This is a genomic window from Nonomuraea sp. NPDC049607, from assembly GCF_040675375.1.
Classification (GTDB): Bacteria; Actinomycetota; Actinomycetes; order Streptosporangiales; family Streptosporangiaceae; genus Nonomuraea.
On sequence record NZ_JBFAOV010000047.1, the window covers coordinates 1 to 17030 of the forward strand.

A 17030-nucleotide genomic window follows, 5' to 3' on the forward strand; every position below is an offset into this window, starting at 1 on the left:
CTGGAGGACCGCGCCCACCAGCTCACGCTGGCCTCGACGTACAAGAGCGAGTTCCTGGCGAACATGAGCCACGAGCTGCGCACCCCGCTCAACTCGCTGCTCATTCTGGCCCAGCTGCTGGCCCAGAACCACACGCGCAACCTGACCCCCAAGCAGGTCGAGTACGCCGGGATCATCCACTCCGCGGGCTCGGACCTGCTCCAGCTGATCAACGACATCCTCGACCTGTCGAAGGTCGAGGCGGGCAAGATGGACGTCAATCCCGAATGGGTGCCGTTGCGGCAGCTGCTCGACTACGTCGAGGCCACGTTCCGGCCGATGACCTCGCAGAAGAACCTCGGCTTCCGGATCACCACGGCGCCGGGCGTGCCCGCCGACCTGCTCACCGACGACTCGCGGCTGCGCCAGGTGCTGCGCAACCTGCTGTCGAACGCGGTCAAGTTCACCGAGACCGGAGGCGTCGACCTGCGCATCGAACCGGCCGCGCACGGCGAGCTGCCCGCCGCGGTACGCCCCCACGCCCCCGCCATCGCGCTGCGCGTCATGGACACCGGCGTCGGCATCCCCGAACAGCAGCTCGAAGCCATCTTCGGCGCGTTCCAGCAGGCCGACGGCACCACCAGCCGCAAGTACGGCGGCACCGGCCTCGGCCTGTCCATCAGCCGGGAGATCGCCTACCTGCTCGGCGGCGCGATCACCGTCCAGAGCACGCCCGGCCGGGGCAGCGTCTTCACCCTCTACCTGCCGGTCGCCCAGCCCGGCGCCGAGGGGCACGCGACGGGCGGCGCGCCCGCCGGGGCCGTCGCCCCGCCGGTGGCCGGTCAGCCGCGGCGGCTGCTGGTGATCGAGGGACGCCCGCACGGGCTCTTGTCACTGGTGGCCGAGAGCGTGGTGAACGGCCTGGCCGGGTCGCCCGACCCGCTCGGCGGGACCGTCCAGGTGGTCGAGGCGGCGGGCGCGGAGGAGGCGGCTAGCCTGCTGGCCGCCGAGCCGTGCCACTGCGTCGTGCTCGACCTCGACCTGCCCGACCTGGCCGCCTACAGCCTGCTGGAGGCCATGGACGGCGATCCTGGGCTGCACGGCGTGCCGGTGCTGGCGTACAACAACTGGCGCTCCAGCCCGTTGCAGGAGGCGCGGATCGGCGACCGGCCGCTGGAGCTGCTGTCCAGCCTCGACGAGCTGCGCGAGCGCATCGCCCTGCACCTGACCGCCGACCAGCCCGGCGACGTGCTGCCCCTGGCCAGGTCCAGGTCGGTGGGGGCGGCGTCGGGCCGGGAGATCGACGACACGCTGTCCGGGCGCACGGTCCTGGTGGTGGACGACGACGCGCGCAACCTGTTCGCCCTGACCAGCATGCTGGAGATCCACGGCATCGACGTGCTGCACGCCGACAACGGCCGCAAGGGCATCGACACGCTCGTCGCCCACCCGGAGACGGACCTGATCCTGATGGACGTGATGATGCCCGAGATGGATGGCTACACGGCGATCGAGACGATCCGCGGGATGCCCGGCTACGCCGACCTGCCGATCATCGCGGTCACGGCCAAGGCCATGCCGGGCGATCAGGAGAAGTCGCTGGCGGCCGGGGCCAGCGACTACGTGACCAAACCGGTCGACCCCGACCAACTGATCGAACGCATCCAGCACTGGATGGATCCGGCCTGACCCGGTGAGGAGTCGCGCCATGGGGAGTTCAGCCGAGGAGACGGGCCTGGCCAGGCTGGCCGCGACCGTCGAACGCCTGCGCGCCGAGCTGCACGAGGTCCGCCGCGCGGCCGACGACCGCGCGCTGGTCGAGCTGGCGAAGGGCATCCTGGTCGAGCGCCTGCGCTGCGCCCCGGCGCAGGCCGCCGACCAACTCGCCACGCTCGCGGCCCGGACCGGGCGGTCGCCGGCCGAGCTGGCGGCCGACGTCGTCAACCGGGCCGCCGGCGACCCCATCGCCGACGTCTCGCTGACCGGCGCCGACGAGCTCGACGGCGCTCCGGAGCCGCCCGCCGGGCAGGCGGGGGCGGCCGTGCGGCTGCGGACGGCCGAGAGCGCCGCGCTGGGCGCCACGGACGCGCAGGCGGCGGCCCACGCCGTGCTGGAGACGGCCCTGCTGCCGATCGGCGCGACGGCGGTCGCGGTGTGGGCGGCCGGGCCGGACAGCTCGCTCACGCTGGCCGGGCAGGCCGGTTTCAGCGCCGAGGAGGCCGGCCTCTGGCGGCAGGTCCCGCCGGGGCTGATCACGCCCGCCACCAGCACGCTGGTCGAGCGCCGCACGCTGTGGCACACCACGCCGGGGCCGGCGTCGATCGGCCGCCACCAGCTCACCGGCGGCCGCGTCACCGCCGTGGCCCGGCTGGGCGGGCGGGTGCTCGGCGTCCTGGAGATCTGCTGGCCGGACGATCCTCCGCAGGCCACGCCCAGGATGGAACGCCAGATCGAGGCGCTGGCCGACCTGTGCGCCCTCACCCTCAACTCCCCCGGCCCGACGGTGCGCGCCGGGGCCGAGCTGGCCGAGCTGGCCGCCCTGGCCGACTCCCTGTCCGACCCGGCGCTCGTCCTCCTGCCGCAGCTCGACCCGCAGGGCCACGTCGCCGACTTCCGCGTCCATCACGCCAACGAGCCGTCGGCGGTGCGGGCGGGCGGGTTGCTGCTGGAGGCGTACCCGTTCGCGGCCGGGGAGCTGCTGGCCCGGATCGAGCACGTGCACGCCACCGGCGAGCCGTTCCGCGCCGCCGACGTGCCCTTCACCGCGACCTCCACGGCCGAGGTGAGCATCACCCGCCACGGCGCGAGCGTGCTGCTCGTCCGGCGCGACCACGACCAGGCGCGCCTGCTGGAGCACGCCCAGCGCCTGGGCCGCATCGGCGGCTTCGAGGAGAACGCCCTCACCGGCGAGATCATGTGGAACGCCCAGATGTTCTCCCTGTACGGCCTGCCGCCGGACGCCCGGCCGGTCCCGCTGGAACGCCTGCGCGATCACGTGCACCGCGACGACGAGGTGGCCGTGGGCCTCTTCCTGCGCACGGTGCTGCATCACCGGCGTCCGGCCGCGACGGCGTTCCGGCTCGAACGCCCCGACGGGGTGGCCCGGCATCTGCGCGTGGTGGCCGAGCCGGTGTTCGCCCCGGACGGCCGGCTGACGGCGCTGCGGGGGGCCTACCAGGACGTCTCGCCGCAACACTGGACGGAGGTCGCGCTGGCCGTGACCCGCGACAGGCTGGCCCGCACCGAACGCCAGTCCGCCGCCCGCAACCGGCTGGCCCTGCAGCTCCAGCACGCCATCATGCCGCCCTCGCACGGCCGCATGGACTCCTTCGGGCTGCGCATCGCGGTGCGCTACCGTCCGGCGCAGAAGGAGGACCTGGTCGGCGGCGACTGGTACGACGCGGTCGTCCTGCCGTCCGGGTGCATCCTGCTGTCGGTGGGCGACGTGGCAGGGCACGGCGTCGAGGCCGCCACGGGGATGGTGGTGCTGCGCAACGCCCTGCGCGGCCTGGCCACCACCGGCGCGGGCCCGGCCCGGCTGCTGAGCTGGCTCAACCTGGTCGCCCGCCACCTCGCCGACCGCATGACCGCGACCGCGATCTGCGGCCTGTACGACCCCGCCACCCGCGTCCTGCGCTGGGGCCGGGCCGGGCACCTGCCGCCGATCCTGCTGCGCGGTTCGCGGGGCACCGAGCTGCCGATGGTCAAGGGCCCGCTGCTGGGCGCGTTCGCCGACGCCGCCTACGAGGAGGGGCGGCTCCAGCTGGAGGCCGACGACACGCTGCTGCTCTACACCGACGGCCTGATCGAGCGACGCGACCACAACCTGCGCCACGCCCAGGACCGGCTGCTGGCCGTCGCCTCGCGTACGGCCTCGACCCTCGACCACCGGCTCGACGACCTGCTCACCCACTGCAACTCCGACACCGACGACGACACCTGCCTGATCGGCGTGCACGTGCACTGAGCGGGGCTCTGAACGGGGCCTGGCGCCAGGGTCGGGGGCCGGGTCAGGGGTGCGGGCTCAGGCGGCAGGTCAGGCGGTGGGTGGGAGGAGGCCGAGGCGGTCGAAGGCCGCGGCCACGCTCGGGGTCAGCGCCGCCGGGTCGTCGCCGGCGACCGCGCGGCCGGCGGTGTAGCAGGCCAGCGCGAGCTGCGGGGCCAGGGCCGCCGTCTCGGCGGAGGCGCCGTGCTCGCGCAGGATCTCGGCCATCGTCTCGGCGAAGCGGCGCTGCTTGCGCGCCGTACGGTCGCCGAGCTCGGGGTGGTCGGCGATCAGCCGTTCGCGCAGGACGTGGCGGCCGGGATCGAGGGTGGCCCTGGCGCACAGGGCGAGGGTCAGCTCGCGCACCTGGGCGAGCGCCTCGGACAGGCCGGGCGGGCCGTCGCCGCGCAGGTTGCGGTGGTGGGCGGCCAGGTCGTCGAGCCAGTCCTGCTCCCCCGCGAAGACGACCTCCTGCTTGTCGCCGAAGTAGCGGAAGAACGTGGTGCGGCCCACCTCGGCGCGCTCGGCGATGTCGGCGACCGTCACCTCGTCGTAGCCGCGCTCGGCGAAGAGCCGGTAGGCGGCCTCGATGATCTCGTCACGGGCTCGCTGTCGCTTGCGGGCGCGCAGGGAGGGCTGGGTCACGCGCCCAGTCTAGCGCTTCTGGACTCCGTCCCTTATGGTACCGAGTACCAATTGGAACCAGATGCCATAGGAGTTGTCATGCGAGCCGTGCAGATCACCGAGTTCGGCGGTCCCGAGGTCGTGCGCGTCCGTGAGGTGGAGGAGCCGCGGCCCGGCCCGGGCCAGGTCGTCGTGGACGTCTCGCGCTGCGGCGTGAACTTCGCCGACACGCTGATGCGCGAGAACGCCTACCTGGCCGCGACCACGCTGCCGGTGATCCCGGGTGGCGAGGTCGTCGGCAGGACCGCCGACGGCCGCCGCCTGGCCGCCCTGGTGCAGCGGGGCGGGTACGCCGAGAGGGCGGCGATCCCGGAGGCGAGCGCCTTCACGGTGCCTGAGGATCTCGACGACGTCGCGGCGGTGGCCCTGCTGGCCCAGGGGCTGACCGCGTGGTGGCTGGTCCGTCACACCGGTCGCGTCCAGGCCGGGGAGAGCGTGGTCGTGCACGCGGCGGCGGGCGGCGTCGGCTCGCTGGCGGTGCAGCTCGCCAAGGCGGCGGGGGCCGGCCGGGTGATCGCCACGGCGAGCACGCCCGCCAAGCGGGAGCTGGCCCTGTCGCTGGGCGCGGACGCCGCCGTCGATCCGGCCGCCGACGACCTCACCGCGGAGCTGCGCGCGGCCAACGGCGGCGAGCCCGTGGACGTGGTCCTGGAGATGACCGGCGGCCGGGTCACCGACCAGAGCCTGGCGGCGCTGGCGCCGTTCGGCCGGCTCGCCTTCTACGGGATGGCGGGCGGCGTCGAGCCTCAGCCGGTCTCGCCGCGCGCCCTCCAGCCCCGCTCGGCGACCGTCAGCGGCTTCTGGCTGCTCAACGCCTTCGACCGGTTCGACGTCCTGGCCGGGGCGTACGCGGAGCTGGCGGCGCGGGTGACCGCGGGCGAGCTGCGGGTGGTCTCCGGCGGGGACCGTCCGATGTCGGAGGTGCGGCAGGTGCACGCGGAGCTGCGGGAGCGGCGTACGACCGGCAAGCTCGTCCTGGACCCGCGCCGGTAGGGCCCATTAGGCGGTCAGGCGGCGGCCGAGCCGCTGCATCGGGCGTTCGAGGAAGCGGTAGGTCAGCCGGCTGCCCGGCAGCACGACGGCCAGGAAGAGCACGCTGACGCCGATCTGGAGGGGGAGCGGCGACCAGCGCATCTCCCCCGCCACCTCCATCAGCACGATGAGCACCGGCAGGTGCACCAGGTAGAGGGAGTAGCTCATCAGCCCGAGCCAGGTGAGCACGGCGGGCACCCGGCGGCCCCGCCAGGCCAGACCGGCCGCGAACGTGAGCCCCGCCAGGGCGACGGTCGTGCCCCACACGTCCGGCTGCACCCACCACCATCCGGCGCTGAGCGCCCAGAAGGGGGCGACCGTCACCAGCGACCCGGCCAGGGCCACCGGCCACAGGGAGCCCTGGCCGCCCTCCCAGCGGCGGATCGCCGTGCCGGTGAACATGACCGCGAGGATCGCCGCCCCGAACCAGGGGACGCGGCTGCTCAGCAGGAGCAGGACCAGGGCCATGACGCCGAGCGCGCACGCCGCCGTGTTGCGCAGCCGTCCGGAGAGGAGACAGGCCAGCCCGGCGGCGAACACCGCGAACGACACCCACGCCAGCCAGCCGCCGGTCAGCGGCGCCGCGCTCAGTGCCAGGCCGGCCACGACCGCGGTCACGCCGAAGGCGACGGCGACCAGGCCGCGCCGGTCGCGTACGCCGGTCACGAACAGGGCGGTGACCATCAGGTAGAAGACCATCTCGTAGGAGAGCGTCCACATCGTGTTCATGACCCCGGCGACGCCGACGACGTCCAGCAGCATCGTGGCGTGCGCCGCGGCCGAGGAGGCGTCCCTGGGCACTTCCGCGCGTACCGGGATCCACCAGGACAGGGCCAGGACCACGGCGATGACGGCGAGGTAGAGCGGGTAGAGGCGGAAGGCGCGGCCGATCCAGAAGGCGCGCACGTCGCCGTGCCGTTCCAGTGACGACGGGATGATGTAGCCGCTGACCAGGAAGAACACCAGGACGCCGTACACGCCCAGGTTGAAGAAGGTCGGGCGCAGCCAGGGCATCGCCCAGGTCGTCAGGTGTTCGCCGACGACGGCGAGCGCGCCGATGCCGCGCAGGGCGTCCAGCCAGGCGAGCCTGGACGCCCCCGAACGAACGACCTGGGGGGTGCCAAACGGAACAGTCGTCACGCACCCCAACGTATCGGCCTGACGGGCAGGACCTGGGCACCTCACCCTCATTCGGGCGGGGCGGCGGCTCAGATGGGCGGCCGCCGGATCAGGGCCCGCGGGCCAGGTGGGCGGTGGGTCAGGGGCGGCGGGCGGCCCAGGCGGTCCGGGTGCCGCGTACGACGAGGTCGCGGCGCCCGAGGGACTCCGGGGAGTCGGCGGAGAGCAGCCGGTCGAGGGCCGCGAGGTCGGCGGCGGCCAGCTCCCCGTCGAGCCGCGACCGGTAACCGCCCAGCACGGCCTGCGCGTAGCGGACGGCGTTCGGCGGCGCCGGCCTCACCTCGATCGGGAAGTCACGCCGCGCGGCCACCTCGAACCCGGCCTCCTCCAGGAACGGCCCCCAGTCGGGGTACGGGTCCGGGCCCGTGGCCGCCACCGCCGCCCGGCAGCGCGCCTCCAGCGCCGCCCCGGCCTCGTCGGGCAGGAAGCGCGGCATGCCGTCCATCTCGACGACCGCCAGCGTCCCGCCGGGGTCCAGCGCGGCGTGGATCTCGCCGAGCAGCCGCGCCGGGTCCTTGACGTGGTGCAGCGACGCGGCCGCCCACACCAGGTCGGCCGCACCGATCGGGGGCAGGGCCTCGTCCAGGTCGGCCCGGACGACGCGCACCCGCTCCCCCAGCCCCTGGCCGAGCGCCGCCGAGCGCAGCCGGTCGAGCATCACCGGCGACTGGTCGACCGCGACGATCTCGGCGTCGGGGAACCGGCGGGCGAGGGCCAGCGTGCCGGTGCCGGTTCCGGCGCCCAGGTCGGCGACCGTCCGCGGGGTCCGTACGGCCTGTTCGGCGATCCAGGCGGTCAGCTCGTCCAGGTACGTCCCGAGCACGTCGGCGTCCAGGTCGAGCAGGTCCGCCAGCCGGGACTCGTCACCGTGGTGAGGAGAGCCGTGGTGAGAAGAGCCGTGGTGAGGAGAGCCGTGGTGATGGTGTCCGTGGTGGGAGTGTCCTTGCATGCCTTCACCGTAAGGCTCTCCTGCGCGTGAGACATACACTCTTGCTCATGACGCAAGAAGTCGACCTGGACGCCGTGGTCCGCCGGCGCATCCGCGGCCTGCGGCTGGCCCGCGGCTGGTCCCTCGACGCCCTGGCCGCGCGGTGCCGGCTGAGCCCGTCCAACCTGAGCCGCATCGAGACCGGCCACCGCCGGATCGCCCTCGACCAGCTCGTCCCCATCGCGCGGGCCCTCGGCACGACGCTCGACCAGCTCGTCGAGTCCACCGAGGACGAGGACGTGGTGATCCGGCCGCTCCCCTGCGACCATCCGGGGATGACCGTGTGGCTGCTGTCCCGGGAGCGTTCGCTGCACGGTGTCACGGTCGCCAAGATGCGCATCACCCCCGACCGTCCGCTCGACCTCCAGGTGCATCCTGGGCGCGAGTGGTTCACCGTCCTGTCCGGGACGGCCCGCCTGCTGCTGGGCGAGCGGACCGTCCTGGTGCCGGCGGGCGACGCGGCCGAGTTCTCGACCATGACCCCGCACGCCATCGGCGCCCACGAGGGGCCGGTGGAGCTCCTCACCATCTTCGACCACGACGGCGAGCGCTCCCACCTGCACGCGGGCCAGGCGTAGCCGCAGCTCAGGCGCAGGTGTACCCGGACGGGAGCGCGGTGTCGCCGTCCGGGCGGGTCGCCTGGAAGCCGAAGCCGGTGGTGGCGGCTCCGGGGGCCGTGCGCAAGGGGTACGTCGGCAAGCGCCCCCGCACGTAGCTCTTCCCTGACGCAGGAGGGGCGGCGTGCGCTGGCCGGGCACCTGGACGCGCTTTAGGCAATCGCCGAGACCGCCCGCCGCACCGCGGCCGCCCCCGGGGGGCCGGGATGACCCGGGCCGCCGGGTCAGCCGCCGCCGGTGCCGGCCGGGCCCATGCGGCCGCCGGGCCATGAGGTCTCCGGATGGGCCTGTCGCCAGGTCAGGAGTTGCCGGTCCAGCCGCTCCCGGTCGGTGAGGCGCGGCCTGGCGGGGCGCACGCCCGTACGTTCGAGCAGCCCGTGCGCGGCCTCCGCCAGCCGCAGCCGGGCCGGTGCGAACCGGCGTCGCAGCAGGTCGGCGGTCACCGCCGCGGTCAGCACCGAGGCCGGCCACAGCGCGGCCCTGCCCAAGCCGCCCCCGCTTCCCGTGATCTGCCCGTTCCCCTTGCGAAGGTCGATGCCCGTGCTCTGGTCGCCGTCGCCATGCCGCATTCGTCAGCCTCCGGGTTCGTCTCGGGACCGTGGGCGTGCCGGAAGATTCTGCACTTATGGCGCTACCCGGTCCGGCGTCCGTCATGCCGCCGACTTGCGAACCGCGACGGTACACGTTTGAGTGACCGCCGACGGGAAAGCTGGAGGAAGGCCCGCCACCCCACCCGACCCCGTACACGAGACGATCATGACCCTTCAGTTCGAGTTGCAGTGCCCCATCAGCACTGACCTTGCCCTCATCAGGGATCTGATCCGCGCGCACGGCCGCCACTGCGGACTGTCCGGCGACCGGCTCGAGGACCTGGTGGTGGCGGTCAACGAGGCCGTCACCAACGTGCTGGACCACGGCGGCAGCACGGGCATGGTGACCTCCCGCGCCGGCGCCGACGGCGTGATCGTCGAGGTCCTCGACCTCGCCGGCCGGCTCACCCACGAGCACCTGGCCGCGGCCCGCCTCGACCCGACCGCCTCCCACGGGTACGGCCTGTGGGTCATCCAGCAGCTCTGCGACGAGGTCGTCCTGGAGCAGACCGCGCTCGGCTCGCTGCTGACCCTGGACCTGCGCAGCCACCCCCGTCCCGCTTTCCTGGACGCGCGCCGCGTCATGTCCGCCTGACGCTTCTCCCGCCGCCCGGAAAGAATTTCCCGGGACGTTGTCCGGTTTCGTCGGTCCCGTTCGTCACCATGGTGAAACGCCGTCCGACCGAGGAGCGCGAGATGAAGTACATGATGTTCGTCTGCACCGACACCGAGCCCGACACCGACCAGGAGAACCTGCCCGACGTCGAGGCGTGGGTGGCCGAGAACGACGCCCGCGGGCGGCGGGTGCGCGGCGCGGTGCTGGCGCCGCAGTCGGCCGCGACCACCGTGCGCGTGCGGCGCGGCGAGCTGGTCCTGTCCGACGGGCCGTTCGCCGAGACCAAAGAGGTGATCGTGGGCTTCGACCTGCTCGAATGCGCCGACCTGGACGAGGCCGTCGAGGTCGCCCGCACCCACCCGATGGCCAGGCACGGACGGCTGGAGCTGCGGCCGTTCGCCGATTTCGAGCAGTGAGGCGACACCTGGAGGAGGCGGCGGCGGAGGCGTACCCGCGGATCGTCGCCGCCCTGATCCGGGTCACCGGCGACTGGACGCTGGCCGAGGACTGCGCGCAGGAGGCGCTGGCGCTGGCCGTGCGGCGGTGGCCGCAGGAAGGGGTGCCGTCCAACCCGGGCGGCTGGCTCATGACGGTGGCGCGCAACCGCGCCGTCGACGCGCTGCGCCGCGTCTCGGTGGAGCGCCGCAAGCTGGCCGAGCTGGCGGCGCTCGCCCTGACCGTCCAGGACGGGCCCGGCGACGGGCGGGAGGAGGAGGTCGTGGACGACCGGCTGCGGCTCGTCTTCACGTGCTGCCATCCGGCGCTGGCGCTGGAGTCGCGGGTGGCGCTGACCCTGCGGACGATCTGCGGGGTGCCGGCCGCCGACCTCGCTCGCGCCTTCCTGGTCACCGAGTCGGCGATGACCCGGCGGCTGACCAGGGCCAAGCGGAAGATCGCCGAGGCGGGCATCCCGTACCGGGTGCCGCGGGGGCCGGCGCTGGCCGAGCGGCTGCCGGGGGTGCTGGCCGTGCTCTACGTGCTGTTCACGCAGGGGTACGACGCCGGCGGCGAGCCCGCGTTCGCCGAGGAGGCGATCCGGCTGGCGCGGCTGCTCCGGCGGCTCATGCCGGAGCAGGAGGAGGTGACGGCGCTGCTGGCGCTGTTCCTCCTGCAGCACTCCCGCCGGGACGCCCGCCGCGACGCCGCCGGCGACCTGGTCCCCCTCGACCGGCAGGACCGCTCCCGCTGGGACCGGGCCGCGATCGGCGAAGGGCTCGCCCTGCTGGCCGCGATCGAGGGCGACGGCCCGTACGGGCTCCAGGCCCGCATCGCCGCCTGCCACGCCACGGCGTCCTCGCTGCCCGGCACGGACTGGTCGCGGATCGCCCGCTGCTACGACGAGCTGGCCCGGCTCCACCCCACACCGGTGGTGGAGCTGAACCGAGCGGTCGCGCACGGGTACGCCCACGGGCCGCGGGCCGGGCTCGCGCTGCTGGAGCGCTCCCGCGCCGAGCTCGACGGCCATCCGCTGGCCCTGGCCGCCGAGGCCGACCTCGTCGCCCGTGACGGCGACCGGGCCCGCGCGGCGGCCCTGTTCCGCCAGGCCGCCGCCGTCGCCCACAGCGCCCCGGAACGCCGCGCCCTCCTCACCCGCGCCACCGAAACCGCCGCCGACGACGCCTAGGCCGTCACTCGGGCACCCCACTGGAGACCGTGAACCGGACTGGGGCGCGGCGCGGGGGCCCGCGCGAAATCAGCCGGCGGGGTGGCGGGGGCCGGGTTCGGCGCCGCGGGACGTGAGCCAGGATGCCAACTCGTCGGCTCCGGCGCGGCGGGCGGCGTCCAGCGGGGTGAGATCGTCGTAGCCCACCCAGGTGAGGTCGCCGCCGCGCTCCAGGAGGAACGCGGCGGCCTCCGGCTGCCCGCCGTGGCAGGCCGCCCACAACCCCTGCGTCACCTCCGCGCGTGACGGCGTCCCGGCCGCGAACGCCGCCGCGACCCGGTCCATCAGCCCGAGGGCGGCGGCCTCCCACAGTTCGGCGGACGCGCCGCGCTCGACGAGGCGGCGGGCGGCGTGCCATTGGGCGAACGCGCACGCGTCCGACAGCGCCGTGCCGCCGCCGATCACCGCGCCGGTGGCCTCGACGTCGGCTCCGGCGTCCAGCAGGGCGTCGAGCACGGGGACGTCGTCGCAGCTCGCGGCCCACATCAGCGGCGTCTCGGCGTGCGGGCCGGCGAAGCGGGCGTCCACCTCGGCCCCGGCCGCCACCATCTCGCGTACGAGCGCCGGACCGCTCGGCACATGACCGGGCCAGTCGGTGAGGACGTGCAGCAGGGTGCGGGACACCCCGCCCGCCTCGCCCAGCCGTACGCGGGCCAGCTCGGGATGCCCGGCCAGCAGACGCCGTACGCCGTCGAGGTCGCCGAGCCGCACGGCCTCCGCCGCGCGCACCGCCAGCGGGTCCGCCGCGTCGAGGTAGTCCATCGGCTCATTGTCGCGGGACCCGGTCGGTCCCGCCAGGAACTCCCGGCGGGTCGCCGGAGTGGTTCGGCCGCCGCCGCCGATAAATCCGCCGGAAATAAAGGGACAGAACGCGGCGGGGCCCGTCCCATTCGCACTTGCACTTCTGCGGCCCGCCCGGAGTTGACGCCATAGGGCCCGGCCGGACCACCGCTGCCGCGGCGCCGGAAAACCGTGTGCCGCCGCGGGGAAGCGACGGCGGCGCGCACCCGGGACCCGCGCGCACACATTGAAGCACACCTTTGAATTCATCTTCGATAAGATGTGCGCCGCCGCGGCGTCCGCCTTCCCGCCCCTCCCCCGTCCGCGTGCGCACGCCCGGTGGCCCGCCGCGCACCCTGCCCGTCCGCCCGTGCCGCGACCAGGAACGTGACATGGTCATTCCCAGGTGAGAAACGCAAGGCGGCCTCCGTGACAGCCCGGGCACACGCGGTGCGGGCCGCGTTTGAAATGCCTTTGACAGTCGGTGCGCCCGGCGAGTTCTCCTCGTTCACCGGCGCCGGGCCGAGGTAAGTTGCCCGCACGCTACTGAAGAGCGCTACAGTACGCAACAACCGTATCGAACATGGAGTGCCACCATGGCTAAGCAGATTCAAGAGATTCTCATCGACGATGTAGACGGTGGGGAGGCTCATGAGACCGTCGTCTTTGCACTCGATGGCAGCAGCTACGAGATTGACCTTCATGAGGAGAAGGCGGACTCGCTGCGGAAAGCACTGGCGCCCTTCATCGTGAAGGCGCGTCCTGTTCGCGTGGATCGCGGTGGGCGCGGGCGCCGGGCGGCCGTCGGCGGCAGCCGCGCGTTGAGCCGGGAGAAGTCTTCGGAGATCCGGCAGTGGGCCAAGTCCAATGGTCTGCCGGTCAGCGAGCGCGGCCGGATCGCGGCCTCCGTGGTCGAGAAGTACGAGGCGGCCCACTAGGAGTGTCGTGAGGCGCGCGCGGGCCGGCGGAGCAGTCCGGCGAGCCTGGGCGCCGCCATGACGGCCACCGCGAGGTGCGCCGAGACCAGGGCGATCTGGTAGATCCGCTGCCCGGCCGTGAGCTCGGCGGCGTACCCGCCGTCGTAGAACCCCGACACGAAGGCCAGCACCCCCGCGACCGCCAGCAGCACGGCGGACGGGACCGCGACGCCACGGCGGCTCCGGGTCGCCCCCACAGCCAGCACGACCTGCGCGACCATCATCGGGATCGGCGCGGACAACCGCGCCTGGGGGCCGAGGGCGTCCAGGAACGTCGGGTTCAGCCCGGCGGCCACCGCCATGAGGGCGCCGATCACGTCCATGGCGAGCAGTACGCCGACCCCGCCGAGCAGCGCCGAGTTGAGCGCCCGGCCGGCGGGGACCGCGGTGGTGGATGACGACATGTCCGTCTCCTGTCAGAGTCGTCCGAGATCGGGTGGTGTCTTCGATACTCGGCGAACGCCCTTGGCGACGACCTGGGAACGACTTGGCGCCGACCTGGACCACCGCGGCCGTCCCGCGGTAAGCCCCCCTGTGGCCGCGGATGACCTACGCCACCCGCGGCCACCGGCGGATCACTGGACGGTGATCTTGTCCACTTCGACGGTGATGCCCTTCACCTGCGGGGTCGAGGTGGCGGTCGTGATCCTGCCGACCCCCGCGCTGACCCCCTTGACCTTCATCGAGTACGTCAGGCTGCCGCCGGGCGCCCCCGGCGTGCTGCTGACGACCAGGTCCTGGGTGGGCGGCCCGGAGATCTGGGCGCCCGCGGTGCCCTCGGCGTTCTCGGCGCCGACCGTCAGGCCGTAGACGGCGGGCGGCGCGCCGGGCAGGTTGCCCGGGTCATAGGCGTAGCTGATGTCCTCCACGCCGTTGAGGCCGATCCACTGCTGGAACACCTTCAGGTCGGTGGTGCCGTAGAGGTTCAGCCGCCACTCCACCACCAGCCAGTCGTTGACCCCGTCGGTGAGGATCGTGGCCAGGACGCCCGGCGCGGCGGTGCCGTCGAGGTCGGTCCAGTAGGGGGCGAGCACGCCGTTGGGCCGAGCCGGGTCGGGCAGCGTCTGCGGCGTCGGTGAGACGTCGCCCCCGGTGGCCCCGCCCGCGACGCTGTAGCCGTCGGAGGTCACGCCGAGCCTGGTGTAGGCGCGTCCGGCGAACTGGAAGGCGGGCACGGTGAAGTTGAGCGCCTGCTCGTCGCCGATCGGGGTGGGCGTGACGCCGAAGGCGTCCAGCGGGATGTAGCCGGCCGGTCCGGCGCCGGGCGCGATCGCCGGGCGGGCGGGCTGGGTGGCGGCCAGCGTCGCCTTGGTGGTGGCGATCTGGGTGCCGACCTTGGTCGCGCCCGTGACGCTGTTCAGGCGCAGGCGGGCGTCGAGGGTGCTGAGCGCGGTGACCTCGGCGTCCTCGAAGGTGGTGTTGCGTACGGTGACCGTGCAGGTGGACTCGCCGGTGTTCCTGGCGATCGTGTCCGGGGCGCAGGTCTGGTCGACCGGCACCGAGCCCTGCTTGCGGTAGAAGGCCACCGGCAGGTGCAGCGCGCGGGAGCCGCCGGCCTGCTTCAGGTCGACCTGGCCGAAGTACTGGCCCTCGGGCAGTTCCGGCGCGGTGATGACGATGCTCAGCTTGACGCTCTTGCCGGCCGCGACGGTGAACACCGGCGGCAGCACGGTGACACTGGCCCCGTTCACGGTCGTGCCGGAGGCGGTGAAGGTGAGCGACGAGCCGGTGGTGTTGGTGACGGTGCGCTTGGCGGTGATGACGCCGGGCATGGTGGGCGCGTTCACCGAGGGCAGGTTGAGGTCGATCCGGTTGAGCGGGTCGGTGGCCGAGGCGACGAAGCCGGCGGCGTCCTGGTCCAGGGTCAGTCCGGGGTCACCGGCCTTGGTCAGGTCGATGCGCCCGCCGCCCATGTCGAACGGGTCGGCCTGGGTGGTCCTGTCCTGCTTGGTGACCGCGGTCTTGGCCGTGGTCTCCAGGGCCGACTTGACCTGGCCGGGCGTCCAGGTGGGGTGCAGGGCGAAGACCAGCGCGGCCGAGCCCGTCACATGCGGCGCCGACATCGAGGTGCCGGAGATGACCTGGTAGAGGTTGCCGGGCGGGCCTTCCAGCGGCGACTCGGGGGTCGGCGTCATGCCCGCCAGGATGTGCTGGCCGGGTGCGGTGACGTCCGGCTTGAGGAAGTCGCCGCCGGGGCCGCGCGAGGAGAAGTGCGCCATCGCGTCGCCCTGCCAGGTGGACTTGGCGCCCTGCGTGAAGGAGGCGGTGGCGCCGGGGTGGGCGGCGAGGAAGGCCAGCAGAGTGTCGGCCTCGGGCTTGTCGACGTGCACGGACGGCAGCCAGTGGGCGTCGGTGAAGACGTCGAACGGGACGGTGTTGTAGAGGATCATCCCGGCCGCGCCGCCCTGCCGGACGTTGAAGCTCTTCAGCACGCGGTTGGGGGTGCGCTCACAGGCGACGATCTTCCCGGTGAAGATCCCGGGAGGCGCCGGGACGTCGCACGCGGCGCGCGAGTACGGCGGCGCCGAGGCCAGGACGACGGGCAGCGGCGAGGCCAGGCCCGCGGTGATGGAGGCGCCCTTGATCGTCGCCGTGGCGCCGCCGCCGGACAGCGTGACCGTGGACTGGTAGGTCCGGGACTGCGAGGAGGCGGCCACGGTGGTCACCCAGGGGCCGCGGTGGTCGGTGGTGCCAGCGCCGGGCCCGGAGTTGCCGGCCGAGGCCGAGACCAGCACGCCGGCGGCGTAGGCGTCGAGGAAGGCCAGCTCGACCGGGTCGCTGTAGGGGTCGCTGCCGCCGGAGACGGAGAAGTTGATCACGCGTACGCCGTCCAGGACGGCCCGCGCCACGGCCTGCGCCGAGTCGGACGGGAAGCAGCCCTGCGCGCCGCACACCTTGTAGACCGAGACCTCGGCGGCCGGGGCGATCCCGTGGATGGGGCCGCGGCTGATGCCCAGCGGGTTGGCGTCGGCGACCGGGCCGCCGGCGGAGGTGCCGGCGGTGTGGGTGCCGTGGCCGTTGGAGTCGCGGGCGCTGTCGCCGTAGACCTCGCCGCCGTAGACGGCGTTGTAGGTCTCCATGAACGGCTGCCCGCCGATCAGCTTGTTGTTGCAGGCGAACGGGTCGCTGGCCGGGGTCAGCGGGTTGTCGCCGAAGTTGCACACGCGGGGCGTGCCGTCCTTGGTGGGCCCGGGGGCGGGCAGGCCGGGAGCGGCGGCGAAGGAGGGGTGCTCGGGCCAGGCGCCGGTGTCGAGCACGCCGACGATCACGCCCTTGCCCGAGGAGGAGCTGCCGCCGAGCTTGCCGTAGATCGTGTCGGCGCCGATGAACGCGGGGCTGGAGTCGGTCAGCAGCTGCTGCGGCTTGTCCTCCTGGACGGCGACCGCGCCGGGCAGCCGCAGCACGTCGGCCACCTTGTCACCCGGGACGCGCAGCGCGATGCCGCCGTAGACGGTCCGGACGCGCTGGCCGACGACGGCTCCGGGGACCTTCTTGGCCAGCTCGCCCAGGAAGGCGTTCTCGACGTCCTGGATGTGGGTGCCGTACTTCTTGGCCTCGGCGCTTCTGGTGTCGAGGGACTTGCCGGTGACGGCGGGGCTGGTGGCCGGGAGCCCGGTCAGCCCGCCCTGGTAGGCGGCCAGGGAGTCGTAGTCCAGTTTGACCATGATGTTGACGGGCGCCGGCGAGGTGACCTTCAGCAGCGCCGCGTCGCTCTTGGCGAGCTTGCCTGTGGGGGACTTGGCGCCCTCGACCACCTCGGCGCCGGTGAGCGGCACGGACCGCCATTTCGCGGGCGGGGTCGGCGTGGCCCTCGCCACGGCCGGGCTCAGGGCCATCACGACACCGAGCCCGACGGCTACCGATGTCAACCGGCGTAAACGGGATGAGAACGAACGGGACAACACAAGACCTCCTGGCCGCTGAGCTGCACGAACCCGCC

General features: G+C 73.7%; 16 protein-coding genes. 8 read left to right on the top strand and 8 right to left on the bottom strand.

Going from position 1 to position 17030, the window contains the following annotated elements:
• On the top strand, nt 1-1668 hold a 1668-nt coding region (locus AB0J97_RS46090; RefSeq protein ID WP_364102153.1), incomplete at its 5' end, for a response regulator.
• 19 nt (nt 1669-1687) lie between these two features.
• Entirely contained in the window at nt 1688-3946 is a 2259-nt protein-coding gene (locus AB0J97_RS46095) for a SpoIIE family protein phosphatase (protein WP_364102156.1), read from the top strand.
• Nucleotides 3947-4015: 69 nt separating this feature from the next.
• Here the strand turns inward: AB0J97_RS46095 and AB0J97_RS46100 are convergent, their stop codons facing one another.
• Nucleotides 4016-4609 carry a TetR family transcriptional regulator gene (locus tag AB0J97_RS46100; protein WP_364102159.1) on the bottom strand — a complete coding sequence of 198 codons (594 nt, stop codon included), beginning with the start codon at nt 4607-4609 and terminating at the stop codon, nt 4016-4018.
• 78 nt (nt 4610-4687) lie between these two features.
• Here AB0J97_RS46100 and AB0J97_RS46105 point away from each other — a divergent pair, with 78 nt between their 5' ends.
• A complete protein-coding gene (locus AB0J97_RS46105) occupies nt 4688-5641 on the top strand; it encodes a zinc-binding dehydrogenase (protein WP_357708744.1) in 954 nt (317 codons plus the stop codon).
• 6 nt (nt 5642-5647) lie between these two features.
• On the opposite strand, the gene AB0J97_RS46110 is transcribed toward AB0J97_RS46105, so the two are convergent.
• The gene (locus tag AB0J97_RS46110) at nt 5648-6820 is read right to left on the bottom strand and encodes an acyltransferase (protein ID WP_364102163.1); all 1173 of its coding nucleotides are present in this window, start codon (nt 6818-6820) and stop codon (nt 5648-5650) included.
• A gap of 118 nt (nt 6821-6938) precedes the next feature.
• Complete coding sequence (locus AB0J97_RS46115) at nt 6939-7808, bottom strand: class I SAM-dependent methyltransferase (protein WP_364102166.1); 870 nt, start codon at nt 7806-7808, stop codon at nt 6939-6941.
• A gap of 47 nt (nt 7809-7855) precedes the next feature.
• On the opposite strand from AB0J97_RS46115, the gene AB0J97_RS46120 reads away from it, so the two are divergent.
• Nucleotides 7856-8425, top strand: a complete 570-nt coding sequence (locus AB0J97_RS46120) for a helix-turn-helix transcriptional regulator (RefSeq protein ID WP_357708737.1) — start codon at nt 7856-7858, stop codon at nt 8423-8425.
• Nucleotides 8426-8432: 7 nt separating this feature from the next.
• Here AB0J97_RS46120 and AB0J97_RS46125 read toward each other — a convergent pair whose 3' ends face one another.
• Both AB0J97_RS46125 and AB0J97_RS46130 read right to left on the bottom strand, forming a co-directional pair.
• On the bottom strand, nt 8433-8558 hold the full coding sequence (locus AB0J97_RS46125) for a hypothetical protein (RefSeq protein WP_364102169.1): 126 nt from the start codon (nt 8556-8558) through the stop codon (nt 8433-8435).
• A gap of 130 nt (nt 8559-8688) precedes the next feature.
• The gene (locus tag AB0J97_RS46130; RefSeq protein ID WP_364102172.1) at nt 8689-9033 is read right to left on the bottom strand and encodes a hypothetical protein; all 345 of its coding nucleotides are present in this window, start codon (nt 9031-9033) and stop codon (nt 8689-8691) included.
• Nucleotides 9034-9220: 187 nt separating this feature from the next.
• Between AB0J97_RS46130 and AB0J97_RS46135 the strand changes: the two genes are divergently transcribed.
• The 3 genes from AB0J97_RS46135 to AB0J97_RS46145 all read left to right on the top strand — a co-directional run bounded on the left by AB0J97_RS46135 (nt 9221) and on the right by AB0J97_RS46145 (nt 11294).
• Nucleotides 9221-9649, top strand: coding sequence for an ATP-binding protein (locus AB0J97_RS46135; protein WP_364102175.1), 429 nt, complete (start codon nt 9221-9223; stop codon nt 9647-9649).
• Nucleotides 9650-9750: 101 nt separating this feature from the next.
• Nucleotides 9751-10086: a YciI family protein gene (locus tag AB0J97_RS46140; protein WP_357708731.1), complete on the top strand. Its 336-nt coding sequence runs from the start codon at nt 9751-9753 to the stop codon at nt 10084-10086.
• A complete protein-coding gene (locus AB0J97_RS46145) occupies nt 10083-11294 on the top strand; it encodes a sigma-70 family RNA polymerase sigma factor (protein WP_364102178.1) in 1212 nt (403 codons plus the stop codon). The genes AB0J97_RS46140 and AB0J97_RS46145 overlap by 4 nt, the downstream gene beginning before the upstream one ends.
• 69 nt (nt 11295-11363) lie before the next feature.
• Here AB0J97_RS46145 and AB0J97_RS46150 read toward each other — a convergent pair whose 3' ends face one another.
• Nucleotides 11364-12095: an ankyrin repeat domain-containing protein gene (locus AB0J97_RS46150; protein WP_364102181.1), complete on the bottom strand. Its 732-nt coding sequence runs from the start codon at nt 12093-12095 to the stop codon at nt 11364-11366.
• 614 nt (nt 12096-12709) lie between these two features.
• On the opposite strand from AB0J97_RS46150, the gene AB0J97_RS46155 reads away from it, so the two are divergent.
• Entirely contained in the window at nt 12710-13051 is a 342-nt protein-coding gene (locus tag AB0J97_RS46155; RefSeq protein ID WP_357708723.1) for an Lsr2 family protein, read from the top strand.
• Here AB0J97_RS46155 and AB0J97_RS46160 read toward each other — a convergent pair.
• Nucleotides 13048-13494: a hypothetical protein gene (locus AB0J97_RS46160; protein WP_364102184.1), complete on the bottom strand. Its 447-nt coding sequence runs from the start codon at nt 13492-13494 to the stop codon at nt 13048-13050. The two genes, AB0J97_RS46155 and AB0J97_RS46160, sit on opposite strands and share 4 nt — an antisense overlap.
• 171 nt (nt 13495-13665) lie before the next feature.
• Nucleotides 13666-16926, bottom strand: coding sequence for a S8 family serine peptidase (locus AB0J97_RS46165; RefSeq protein ID WP_364102187.1), 3261 nt, complete (start codon nt 16924-16926; stop codon nt 13666-13668).
• Between the last annotated feature and the right edge of the window lie 104 nt (nt 16927-17030).